The following is a 12,580-nucleotide window of genomic DNA, read 5'->3' as shown; positions in this document are numbered from 1 at the left end:
ATAGAGGACGATTGCGATCGCGGTGCCACCTCAGTTGAAGGGAGTTTACTAACCCCTCTTCATCTCTGGTTCAGGTACAAAGTATGCAGCTTGCATAGCTTAAACCCTATCCGTGTAACGGCGGAACTCCGTGTTTCCCTACTTTTCTTCAAGAAACATCTCATAAGGCCATTCAACATACATTCACGTACCGGAATCACACCACAACCGGCTCTCTGTAACGCTTCAGCGTATGCCTACTCTTCTTATTCATCGATTTAATTTATTCAGTTTTAATTTTGGGTATACAAAAAGGTCCCCCATCCAGAAAAGGACGAGGAACCCGTGGTACCACCTTTATTAGCTGCCTAAACAGCTCACTTTACTATCAAGTTAAAACTTAATAGCTGTCTTTTTTATCGATAAGACGTTCGCCAAAGCCTACTGCATAACTAGTATGGTTCGGTCTGGAAGTTCAGAAGGCCATTCATCAAACGTTCCACACTGGTTTACACCCACCACCAGCTCTCTTTAGAGGAAACTTTTCAATTACTATTCTTCATCATCACTGTGCACGATTTAATTGTTAAAGACAATATTAGTGAACTATTGCTAAAATGTCAAGGATTATTTTTCAAATTTACGACATTTCTTCTGTTATCGAGAGCTTGTTTTGTGGTATTTTAGTAGTAGAGTTATTTATGAAAGGACGTTTATGATGAAAAAAATTAAAGTGGGTATTATTTTTGGCGGGAAATCAGCAGAGCATGAAGTGTCCTTACAATCAGCTAAAAATATTGTGGATGCAGTTGACAAAACAAAGTACGAGGTTGTTTTAGTTGGAATTGATAAACAAGGTAAATGGCATATCAATGATCAAACATCATACTTACTAAACGAAGAAAATCCAAAGTTAATTCAATTAAATAAATCAAATGAAAACGTGGCAATTGTACCAGGAGAAACGAAACATCAACTTATTCATGCTTCAAAGGAAATAAGTATTGACCAGCTTGATGTAGTTTTCCCAATTGTTCATGGTACGTTAGGCGAAGATGGTAGTATGCAGGGCATGCTTCGGATAGCAAATCTACCATTCGTCGGTACGAGTGTACTAGGATCAGCTATTTGTATGGATAAAGACATAGCAAAGCGCTTATTAAAAGAAGCGGGAATCAATGTTGCGAAAGGGTTAGCATTTACACGAGCGAAGAAAAATAACATTGATTTTGATGAAGTAACAGCACAATTAAATGTTCCACTGTTTATTAAACCAGCGAACCAAGGCTCGTCAGTTGGTGTAAGTAAGGTCTCGACAAAGGAAGAGTTTGACGAAGCGATACATGCTGCATTCCAATATGATCACAAAGTCATCGTTGAAGAAAATATTACTGGTCGTGAAATTGAATGTGCAGTCCTTGGCAATGCGGATCCAAAAGCATCGATACCTGGTGAAATTTTACCTCAAACTGAATTTTATTCTTATGAATCGAAATATATCGATGAAAGTGGTGCGGAATTAGCTATACCAGCAGACTTACCAGAAGAAACGGTCGAAAAAATTCAAGCTGCTGCAATAGATGTATTTCAAGCATTAGAATGTGAAGGGTTAGCGCGTGTCGATTTCTTTTTGAAGGAAAATGGGGAAATCTACGTTAATGAAGTAAATACACTTCCTGGATTTACGCGTATAAGTATGTATCCTAAGTTATGGGAAATAAGTGGAGTTTCTTACCCAGAGTTAATTAATAGGCTGATTGAATTAGCAATGGAGCGACATGAACTTGATGCAATGTTAAAAAGTGCTGTTTGGGACGAAGCGTAGTTTGGAGGAATAAAAGTGGAGTAGCGCTAGTTCGCTGCTTCACTTTTTTTGTTTGTAATTGTTGTTCAGTAGGCGATATTTAGAGATAAGCGTTGATATATAGTAATGAGTGTTGCAATCCTGGGATAAGAGTTTATAACGCCGATAAACGATTTGTCTCATAAGAAAAGACACCAGCCTCTAGTTGGCTAGTGTCTTAATAGTTAACCTTCAAATGTAGTGAATTTATCTTCTACTGATTTTCGCGGTTTTTCCATAGGAGCCTCATCAAAATACCCCATATGGATAAATCCAACAATTTTTTCATCATCTTGGACGTCTAGAATGGATTTTACAACAGGGTCATAGATATGTGGATTGGTTTTCCATACGACACCAAGCTGTTGTTCCCATGCGAGTAATTGGAAGTTATGAATCATCGAAGCGGTAGCACCAAAATTCTCATCGTATTGCTTTTGATTGTCTGGTACATCCATGATTACTATAAGGAGTGCACTAGGCTCATTAAGATATGCTTCTCGATTTTCTTGTTTCTCCTCGGGGTAAGTAGCAGCCACTTTTTTAGCAAATGATTCTTTTTGATCTGCTCCAACAAATAGGAAGCGCCATGGTTGTCGCATTCCGTGTGTAGGTGCCCATACTGCACTATCTAACAGTTCTAATACAGTTTCTTTTTCTACGGTTTTATCATTATATCCCTTTTTCACAGAACGCCGTGCGCGTATTAGTTTCGCAAGGTCGGTAAGTTGTTTTATCTTTTCCATTTGTTTATCCCCCTAGGACCTTTATTATATACATAGTATGCCAAGCGACTGATAATTATTATCAATTAAATTGTAACGAATTGGAGCACATAAAGCAATGGAAATATTTTTTGTACTGAAAAAAGATATACTATATTCAAGGAACTTTGTACAGAACAAGATAAATGGTGAATTTTTTTCAGAAAATACTTGCTATGAAAAAAGAATCACGTAATAATAGAAAGACAAGTGAATTAGTAACTATAAGTCAAACATGTGAATTGTTTCACAAATAAAGGAGGTGTAAGCGTGAAAGCATTTTTACAACGTAAAGGGATTACCTTATCTTGGAAAGAATATGTGATAACCGCGTTAAGTTATATGGCATTAGGACTTTTTTCATCATTAATAATTGGCTTAATTATAAAAACGATGGGTGAACAGTTAGGGCAGTTCTCATGGTTTCCACAAGATATCGAAACTGCACTTATCAGTATGGGTGCGTATGCCATGGAAACAAAAATAATGGGTGGTGCCATCGGGGTAGCCATTGCTTATGGATTAAAAGCACCACCACTCGTTTTACTTTCTGCATTATTTGGTGGGGCATTCGGGGCAGAACTAGGTGGCCCAGTAGGTAGCTATGTTGCGGCTTTATTTGCTACTGAGTTTGGTAAACTAGTATATAAAGAAACACGGGTCGATATTATTGTGACCCCATTTGTTACCATATTGGCAGGTTTTTTGACTGGAACTTTCATTGGCCCACCAATCAATACATTTATGATTTGGTTCGGCGAGGTGATCAATTGGTCGACTGCTCAACAGCCGTTTATTATGGGAATTCTTGTAGCTGTGTTGATGGGCTGGGCACTGACAGCACCGATTTCTAGTTTAGCGATTTCCATCATGCTATCCCTAGACGGGCTTGCAGCAGGTGCAGCAACGATTGGATGTGCAGCACAAATGATTGGCTTTGCGGTTATTAGTTATCGAGATAATGGACTTGGTGGATTTTTTGCTCAGGGGATTGGCACTTCCATGCTGCAAGTAGCAAACATTTTAAAAAAGCCAATTCTTATCATTCCGCCAACAATTGCGGGGATTGTTTTAGCACCGTTCGCAACAGTGTGGCTTGAAATGGAAAACAATGCACTTGGAGCAGGAATGGGAACGAGTGGGTTAGTGGGCCAAATTATGACCTTCGAAACCATGGGCTTCACCTTAGATGTGTTCTGGGCAGTGTTAATCCTGCATATTATTGCACCTGCATTTATCAGTTTATTAATAGCAGCATATTTCCGAAAAAAGGGCTGGATCAAGCCTGGAGATATGAAAATTACGTATGAATAAATCTAAGGAACAGTTATCCAATGGGTAGCTGTTTTGTTTATTGAAAAAGCTAGCTTCTGCAATCAAAAGAATTAAAAAAGAAGGCTCTTGGTTTAACCAAGAGCCTTCTTTCTTTTCAAGCAATTTAGTAGCTTGTTTGATAGCATCTATCGACTCGTAGTAGATTACTCCGAACCAACATTTGCCCATTTATATTCATATGTTGCTCCAAATGGGTTCACATGGACACCTTTAATTTTAGGAGAAACCAGTTGTGCTCGTGAACTTTGGAAAATAGGTGCTATTGCTGCATCTTCAAATAGAATTTCCTCAGCTTCTAAGAAATTTTGATAGCGTGCTACATTATCCATAGCTAATTTTGTTGCTGTTTCTTTAACTAATTTATCATATTCTGGATTTGAATAGCCCATAAAGTTGTTTCCGCTTTTTGTTGTCCAAAGATTCATAAATGTGAACGGATCAAGGAAATCTGGACCCCATCTGGAAATTTGTAATTCATAATCCATGCTTGTATCTAAATCAAGACGTTGTTCTTTCGGTACTTGTTTTATTGAAACCGTTAATCCTGGTAGATTAGTTGAAAGCTGGTTTGCGATATATTCAACCATTGTTTTAGTTGTTGCATCATCATCTGTTAATAACTCAAGTTCCACTGTATCTGTCCCAAGTTCTTCTAAACCTTTTTTCCAGAATTCTTGAGCTGCTGCTAAATCGTAAGTTACAAGATCTCCACTAACTTCTCGGAAATCTTCTCCAGTTTCAGGCATTGGAGTGAAGTTAGCTGGAACAAGCCCGTTTGCAACAAGTGATCCATTATTAAGTATTTCGTTAACTAACGCTTCTTTATCAAAAGCCCTACTAATTGCGGCACGTATATTTGTGTTTGCAAGAGCTTCGTTAGCTTCCTGATTGAATTTCATGAAATAAACAAATGTATCAGGTGTAACGACATAGTCTTGATTCGACTTATATTTATCAACAAGGTCTGAAGTTAAATCTACTCGAGCAACTTTACCTGATTCATATAAACTGACTGCAGTTTGTGCATCTTTTACAACTTCAAAAGTTAATTTGTCCATTTGGACCGTTTCCGCATCCCAATAATCCTTATTTTTAACAAGATCCCATGAGCTACTAGTGCTTTCCCAATTTTCTATCGTATATGGTCCATTTGAGAGTAATGTATCAGAACTCGTAGCAAAGCTATCTCCTTGTTCTTCAACAAATGCTTGATTTAATGGTAAGAATGTACCAAAAGTAGTTAATGATTCAAAATATGGCGTTGGATTCTCAAGCTCTACAACTAATGTATAATCGTCTTTTGCAGTAACCCCAAGTTCTTCAACTGGAACTTCTCCTGAACTTACAGCAGTTGCATTTTTAATAACGTTATTCATCATATATGGACCGTATTCGGAACCTGTATCAGGATCAACTGCACGTTGCCATGCATAAACAAAGTCATGGGCAGTTACAGGTTCACCATTTTCCCAGACTGCATCTTCTCGTAACGTAAACGTCCATGTAAGTCCATCTTCACTTACCGTATGGTCTGTCGCAATTCCGTCAACAGGTTGTGCATTTTCATCCAAACGGTACAGACCTTCCGTTGTAGCTGCTAAATATATAAATGATGATTCATCTGTTGCAAGCGAAGGATCCATCGATGGAATTGTTTCCGGATTCGTAAAACTTAATACTTTTTCCTCTTTTGCAGCTGATTCTTCCTTTGTTCCTTCTGCTTCTTCAGTTTCCCCACTACAAGCTACCAAAACACTAAGTAATAGGCCAAATACTAACAATAATGCCCAATTTTTTAGCTTCACTTACTAGACCCCCCGTAAACTATTTTTCTGAAAAATCACACCAAAACTTATAAAATAGTATAACCCGACTTTGGTAATATTGCAAAGAATTTTTAATTTCTAATAACTATACAAAACCTTTAATAGGGTAAGTCTTTTTGTACAACCCTAATAAAAAATGTAACTGGCTGCTAGAGTTAAAAGGGAAGCAATAATCTGAAAAGTCATTTGACTTATTAAATGAATCTGCGTATGATAAAAGAAATAAAGAAGTGGAGGGCTTATCTGACAATGAAGTAAAAACACGTTTATCCAATTATGTTTGAAAAAAATCAAACGAGGTTTCTGTCTACATGAAACGAATGGGATACGTGTGTACTTTTTTATGGATAGCCTTTTTACGTGAGTTAATTTTCTGAACGTACGTCTATCCATATTTGCAATCATACCCATTTCATAGGCAGCTACCTATGATTTTTTAATGGACTTTTTTCTTATGGAGGTATGTATATGTTTCTATTTAAAGCAAAAGGATTACAAAAAGATTGGAATGGAGAAACATTATTTGAAAATATAGATTTGGAATTAAAGAAAGGTGAACATTTAGCATTATTTGGACGAAATGGAGTAGGGAAAACAACCCTTTTAAATGGATTATTAGGAAGGATTTCATTTGATACAGGTACTGTACAGCGTTTCATCTCGTTAGATAGATGGGGAATGTTGGAACAGGACCCATTAATTGATTCAGAAATAACTACCTTTGAATTTGTTCAATCGGGTGATAAGGAACGAATTCGATTAAAAAAGGAATTAGAAATTTTGCAGCAACAAATAAATGATGAGGATGCAGAACGACTAGAGCGATATAATACTGTTTACGGTAAGTTTTTAGCTGCAGATGGCTATAATCTAGAATCAGATGTAGAAAAGTGTTTAAAGGAAGTAAACCTGCTTGAACGAACGTGGCAAACGAATTTTAGTCAGTTAAGTGGTGGTGAAAAAACACGAGCCCAGTTAGCGCGAATTCTAATGCAAAAACCAGAATGTATCATCATGGATGAACCAACGAATCACTTGGATCAAGCGACGATCGAATGGCTAGAATCATGGATGCAGTCATACACTGGCGCTGTTTTGTATGTATCCCATGACAGATACTTCCTGGATAAAACAGCTCATGCGCTGTATGAATTAACGAGCGGTTCATCGGAACGTTTTGTTGGTGGCTACAGTGAGTACCGAAAACAAAAAGAGTTAGAACAACGAACGCAAGAGGCCCTTTATCAAAAGCAGAAACAGAAGCGGGCTGCTTTAGAACAAACGATTCGTAATTACCAGAAATGGTTCCAACAAGCCCATAATGCTGCAGGACAAGATGATTTTGCTCGCTCAAAAGCAAAGAAAAATGTGTCACGCTTCAAAGCAAAGGAAAAAGAATTGGAGCGGTTGGAAAAGCAGCGAGTTGATCGGCCTAGAGAAACTAATCAATTAAATGTAAAGCTTGAGGGTAGTACGTTTTCAGCAAAGCGTCTGGTTCATCTTGAAAAGATCTCATTTGGCTTTAAGGATGAAAAGCCGTTATTTATTAATCGAACAATGTCCGTTTGTCGTGGTGATAAGCTTGCTGTTATTGGAGCAAATGGTACGGGTAAGTCAACTTTACTAAAGTTGATAACAGGTAACCTGGTCCCCGATAAAGGAGAGGTTAGATTAAATCCGCAAACAAAGATTGGTTATTTTGCTCAAGAGCTTGATAATTTGGATGAAAATAAAACATTGCTTGATAGCATGCTAGAACTCCCTGACATGACACAAACAGAAGCACGAACTATTTTGGGTTGCTTTCTATTTTCCCGTGATGACGTTTTCAAAAAGATTAAAAACCTGAGTATGGGAGAAAAATGTCGTGTTGCTTTTTTAAATTTATATTACAGTAACGCAAATTTATTAGTACTTGATGAACCGGCTAATTTCCTGGACGTGGCCACAAAAGAGGTGATAGAAGAGGTCTTATGGGGATATCCTGGAGCGCTAATTGTTGTTTCCCATGACCGGTTTTTTGTAGGGGAAATTGCGAAACGAGTAATCCAGCTAGGAGATAATCAGTGGGTTGATTATCAAGGATCATATGAGGAATTTATAGAAGACTTTTCTAAGGGGAAGTCAAATAATGAAACGGATGTTAAAGAATTAGAGTTAAGGTTGACACAATTAATGGTAAAGGAAGAGGTGAAAAGTGAAGACGAGCAAAGTAAGATACTTGAGGAGATTCGTGAAATAAAACAGAAATTAGCTGACCTTAGATAAGATGCTCAAGCAATGCATGGAATGTTGCTGCCCTTCATTTATCTAATTAGTGTATGATTAAACTATACAACTAGGTTATATGGAGGGTAATCCATGACGCTTTATTCGTTTCTTGTACTTATTCATACTTTTTCTGCAGTAATTGGGATAGGCCCTGGTTTTGTAATGATTTATATTGTTTCTAACGCCAGGAATATGAGTGAGTTGCGCTATGCTTATTTGATCCGTATGCGACTACATATTTTCGTGATGGTAGGTGGATCACTCTTGCTTATTACAGGGCTGTTGATGGGGGCCTTGAATCCAATACTATTTCAAGCAGGGTGGTACGTTACTAGCTTGATTCTGTTTTTAATTGCCTTAGCTCTCGGACCAACCGTTTTATCACCAAGATTCAAACCAATTAAAGCTTTATTGGAAAGTCATACTGGAGATGAAATTCCTGAAACATATTATGAATTGGGGAAAAAGTTGTTTTTCTTTGAACGAATTGAAAATGCAATCCTTTTAATTGTGATAGCATTGATGATAACAAAGCCGTTTTAGTGAACACGTTAAAATGGGTAAGTAGTTCACTTATGGAGGAGAAGAATTGAAAACAAGTGAGATAACATATCAAATTCATTGGTGTGTTATTTTCGTTGGCATAACAATGTATAAAAAGCCAATGAAGGTTGAAAGAGCCCGGGATCGCAGAAGAAAAGTCCTTCATCAAGCCGATGAAGGACATTAAACTGGTGAATTTGATGTTGTTATTAAAACTATCTGCTATTTGTTAGTTGATTTGATATTTTCTCAACGGTAAGTGAACTACTTAGTTAAATCGGAAATCTCTTTTTAAACTACAGTACTTAAGCATTCTGTTTGGTCAGGTCCCTTTTTAATAGACCTGCCGCTAATGCAGCAACAATAGTTCCAATAATAATGGCAAGAATGTACAGTAAAATTTTCCCAATCCCGCCATCTACCAGACCGATGACGAATATTCCACCATGTGGTGCTCGTAATGCAATATCGAAGAACATCGTTAGTCCTCCTGTCACTGCGGCTCCTGCCATTACTGACGGAATAACGCGAGCTGGGTCGGCTGCTGCTAAGGGAATAACCCCCTCTGTAATAAAACATGCACCGAGCGCGTAAGCTGTTTTTCCAGCTTCGCGTTCTTGCTTGGTAAAACGATTTTTAAACAGCGATGTTGCAAGTGCCATACCTAATGGCGGCACCATTCCAGCAGCCATTACAGTCGCAATAATTGAATAGTTTCCTGCATCAAGCGTAGCAATACCAAATGTATACGCCGCCTTATTGACTGGCCCACCTAGATCAAATGCCATCATTGCACCTAAAATCAGCCCTAACAATACTTGGTTCGTTCCACCCATACTTTCTAAAAATGTGGAAAGCCCTGTGTATATGGTAGTTAATGGTGGATTAATCAGCATCATGATCAATCCAGTAATGGCGATACTAAATAACGGGTAAAATAAAACTGGTCTTAACCCTTCAAGTGAATCTGGTAATCCTGCAAATGCTTTTTTTACGAGCAAGGTTACATAACCAGCTAAGAAACCAGCAATTAAACCACCAAGGAAACCTGAACCACCGCCAGCTCCTTCAGCTCCCGTAACCGTGACAGCGATTAGACCACCAACCATACCAGGAGCAAACCCAGGTCGATCGGCTATACTAGATGCAATGAATCCCGCTAAGACCGGAACCATTAGGAAGAATGCTTTTCCACCGCCAATTGTGTTCAGCATGGCAGCAAATGCATTGTATTGATCGCTTTCGGGGTTACTTGATTCAATCCCCCAGAAAAACGATAGCGCAATTAAAATTCCACCACCAACAACAAATGGAAGCATGTTTGAAACCCCGCTCATTAGGTGTTTATAGAATCCATTCCGCGACTCCTTTTCTCCAGAACTTGACTCTGATTCGCTAGATTTATAAATAGGTGCATCTTGATTTACTGCCTTATTCAACAACTCTGTAGTTTCATGAATCGCTTTTCCTACACCTGTTTGAATGACATGTTTCCCTGCAAAGCGTGCCATTTCAACCTTCGTGTCAGCTGCAACAATAATGGAATCAGCCTCGGAAATTTCTTCAGCAGTTAAACGGTTTTTCACACCACTAGAGCCGTTCGTTTCTACTTTAATCGCGATACCCATCTCTTTTGCAGTTTCATTTAGCTTTTCAGCGGCCATATACGTATGAGCAATTCCTGTTGGACAAGCTGTTACAGCAAGAACTTTAGATGACTTAGGTTCTTCCGTTTCTTCGGGTTTATCAACTTCGATTTCTTTTTGATTTACTGCCTCTAACACTTCTTCAATCGACACCGCTTGATATATTTTCTCCCGGAACTTTTCATCCATTAAAAAGGTAGATAAACGAGATAATGCTTCCAAATGAGCATTATTCGCTCCGTCACTAGCGGCAATCATGAAAAATAAATGTGCTGGTTGCCCATCCAATGAGTCAAAATCGATTCCTGATTCTGAACGACCAAATGCGATTGCTGGAACTTTTACTGCGGCGGACTTTGCATGCGGAATAGCAATGCTTTCACCGATGCCAGTTGTGCTTTGTTCCTCGCGACTAAAAATATCAGTAATAAATGATTGCTTGTCATTAAGTTTTCCTGCTTCATCCAATTTGTTTGCTAGTTCGTTCAAGGCATCTTTTTTGGATTGGGCTTGTAAATCAAGAATAATTGTATCCTGACCTAATAATTCGGTGATTTTCATTTAGATCACATCCTCTTCTTCGTAAGGGTACAGTGTAACTTTCGAAACTAGTGCCTCAACATCCTTTTGTTCACATAAATCGGTACGGAATGCGGTGGCACTACCACTGGCAATACCGTAACGGAATGCTTCCTTAACATCGGTTTTTTTAACGTACGCAGCAATGAATCCTGACACAAGGGAATCGCCAGCACCGACTGTATTTATGACCTGGCCTTTTGGGGCTTCCGCTAGTAAAACTTCATCTTCCGTTACTAAAATAGCTCCATTACCACCCATTGATACAATGACATGCTTAATACCTCGTCTAACCAGTTTTTTTGCATAATAAATAGCTTCTTTTTTCGTTGCAATGGTTGTATCAAATAAGTCGCCCAGTTCATGTTGGTTAGGTTTGACTAAAAAGGCTTTCGTATCTATTAATTGTTTTAAAGCACTTCCCGATGTATCGAGCACAAATCGGACATCTTTCTTATAACAAAGTCTTGCTATAGCCTGATAGAATGCGTCTGGAATGGTATCTGGTAAGCTTCCTGCTAAAACAAACCAATCATTCGATTCAAGCTTCTCTACTTTTACTAGCAATTCTTTGCGTTGTTCATGTGTCGTAGTTGGACCTGGCCCATTTAACTCAGATTCGTCATTAGCTTTAATTTTCACATTGATGCGTGTTGGTTCTTTCGTTTCAATAAAATTCGTTTGGACACCTTCATCCTGTAAAAACTCTTGAATGAATTGGCCGGTAAATCCACCTGCAAAGCCAAGTGCTATACTCCCTACGTTTAAACGATTTAACACCCGTGAAACATTGATTCCTTTACCACCTGGGAAATAATAAACTTCCTCTGTACGATTTAATTTCCCAAGATGAAACGATGGTAAATAGACCGTATAATCAATCGATGGTGTGATGGTGCAGGTATATATCATGGTTTTACCACCTCAATAGTTGTTTTATTTGAAAAGGCTTCAAAGTCCTTTTTTGGTAAAGTTCCCGTAAGTAATGTCGCTTTAGATAGATCACATATTTTTGCAAAACTTACCTTGTTTAATTTGGTCTGATCAGCTAAAACAAAGGTTTCCTTAGCGAGTGAACTAGCTGTTTGTTTAAGGTTGGCCTCTTCTGGGTCAGGTGTAGTATACCCGAAATCTATGTGGAACCCATTTACACCAAGAAAGCATTTGTCAAAGCGATAATTCTCTAGGGAGTGAATAGCTTGTTGTCCAATTAATGCGCTTGTTTTTTGTTTGACATAGCCACCAGTCAAATAGGTTGTAATGCCTTGTTCCATTAACAAATCGACATGTGTTAGACCATTGGTGACAACCACAACTTGTTTATTTTTTAAATAAGGAATTAGTTGCAATGTTGTCGTACCTGCATCAAGAAAAATACAATCTTCTTCTTGGATGGACTCGGCAGCTAGCTTTGCGATTAATTGTTTTTCTTGGAGGTTTCTGGTTGATTTCTCTGCAATACTGTATTCTTGCAGTTTTTTCTCGGTTAGCGTTGCGCCACCATGGATACGTTGTAGTTTATGCTGTTTTTCTAGGTCCGTAAGATCACGGCGTATCGTTGATTCTGATGCGGTAGTAACTTCGTGAATATCCTGTGTTGTTATCGTTTGTTTTTCATCCAAAAGCTTTAAAATAATAGAATGCCGTTCATTTGTAAGCATCGTTGGATCACCCTCATTCCTTACTTTAGAATAGTATAAAGGAAACGGTTGCATAAATCAATCATAATCATTCATTTTCGTTCAAAAGTAATCATAAATCCTATTACCATGTTTGAAAAAAGAATAATGAGGT

Annotated in this window: 10 protein-coding genes and 2 other annotated features; of the genes, 5 read left to right on the top strand and 5 right to left on the bottom strand. The window is 38.2% G+C overall.

From position 1 onward, the window contains the following. Positions 1-262 (bottom strand) — a binding site (T-box leader). Positions 263-306: 44 nt separating this feature from the next. Continuing rightward, positions 307-554 (bottom strand) — a binding site (T-box leader). A 143-nt stretch (positions 555-697) separates the two neighbouring features. Next, positions 698-1,804: a D-alanine--D-alanine ligase gene (ddlA, locus tag CFK40_RS20520; protein WP_089534211.1), complete on the top strand. Its 1,107-nt coding sequence runs from the start codon at positions 698-700 to the stop codon at positions 1,802-1,804. A 203-nt stretch (positions 1,805-2,007) separates the two neighbouring features. On the opposite strand, the gene CFK40_RS20515 is transcribed toward ddlA, so the two are convergent. Then, the gene (locus tag CFK40_RS20515) at positions 2,008-2,568 is read right to left on the bottom strand and encodes a nitroreductase family protein (protein WP_089534210.1); all 561 of its coding nucleotides are present in this window, start codon (positions 2,566-2,568) and stop codon (positions 2,008-2,010) included. 288 nt (positions 2,569-2,856) lie between these two features. Between CFK40_RS20515 and CFK40_RS20510 the strand changes: the two genes are divergently transcribed. Then, positions 2,857-3,900, top strand: a complete 1,044-nt coding sequence (locus tag CFK40_RS20510) for a PTS sugar transporter subunit IIC (RefSeq protein WP_089534209.1) — start codon at positions 2,857-2,859, stop codon at positions 3,898-3,900. A gap of 164 nt (positions 3,901-4,064) precedes the next feature. Here CFK40_RS20510 and CFK40_RS20505 read toward each other — a convergent pair whose 3' ends face one another. Next, positions 4,065-5,726 (bottom strand): peptide ABC transporter substrate-binding protein, encoded by a 1,662-nt coding sequence (locus CFK40_RS20505; RefSeq protein WP_089534208.1) that lies wholly within the window; start codon positions 5,724-5,726, stop codon positions 4,065-4,067. Between the two features lie 489 nt (positions 5,727-6,215). Here CFK40_RS20505 and abc-f point away from each other — a divergent pair, with 489 nt between their 5' ends. The 3 genes from abc-f to CFK40_RS21055 all read left to right on the top strand — a co-directional run bounded on the left by abc-f (position 6,216) and on the right by CFK40_RS21055 (position 8,748). Then, positions 6,216-8,015: a ribosomal protection-like ABC-F family protein gene (gene abc-f / locus CFK40_RS20500; RefSeq protein WP_089534207.1), complete on the top strand. Its 1,800-nt coding sequence runs from the start codon at positions 6,216-6,218 to the stop codon at positions 8,013-8,015. A 93-nt stretch (positions 8,016-8,108) separates the two neighbouring features. Further along, the gene (locus CFK40_RS20495) at positions 8,109-8,561 is read left to right on the top strand and encodes a DUF2269 family protein (RefSeq protein WP_089534206.1); all 453 of its coding nucleotides are present in this window, start codon (positions 8,109-8,111) and stop codon (positions 8,559-8,561) included. A gap of 46 nt (positions 8,562-8,607) precedes the next feature. After that, positions 8,608-8,748 carry a hypothetical protein gene (locus CFK40_RS21055; RefSeq protein ID WP_161493915.1) on the top strand — a complete coding sequence of 47 codons (141 nt, stop codon included), beginning with the start codon at positions 8,608-8,610 and terminating at the stop codon, positions 8,746-8,748. A gap of 118 nt (positions 8,749-8,866) precedes the next feature. Here CFK40_RS21055 and CFK40_RS20490 read toward each other — a convergent pair whose 3' ends face one another. The 3 genes from CFK40_RS20490 to CFK40_RS20480 are packed head-to-tail and all read right to left on the bottom strand — an operon-like array spanning position 8,867 to position 12,447. Next, on the bottom strand, positions 8,867-10,768 hold the full coding sequence (locus tag CFK40_RS20490; protein WP_089534205.1) for a PTS fructose transporter subunit IIABC: 1,902 nt from the start codon (positions 10,766-10,768) through the stop codon (positions 8,867-8,869). Then, positions 10,769-11,698, bottom strand: a complete 930-nt coding sequence (pfkB, locus tag CFK40_RS20485; protein ID WP_089534204.1) for a 1-phosphofructokinase — start codon at positions 11,696-11,698, stop codon at positions 10,769-10,771. Beyond that, positions 11,695-12,447, bottom strand: coding sequence for a DeoR/GlpR family DNA-binding transcription regulator (locus tag CFK40_RS20480; RefSeq protein ID WP_089534203.1), 753 nt, complete (start codon positions 12,445-12,447; stop codon positions 11,695-11,697). Before CFK40_RS20480 ends, pfkB begins: the two co-directional genes overlap by 4 nt. Positions 12,448-12,580: the final 133 nt, after the last annotated feature.

The organism is Virgibacillus necropolis, assembly GCF_002224365.1.
Lineage (GTDB): Bacteria > Bacillota > Bacilli > Bacillales > Amphibacillaceae > Virgibacillus_F > Virgibacillus_F necropolis.
This window is presented reverse-complemented; position numbering and strand designations above follow the sequence as displayed.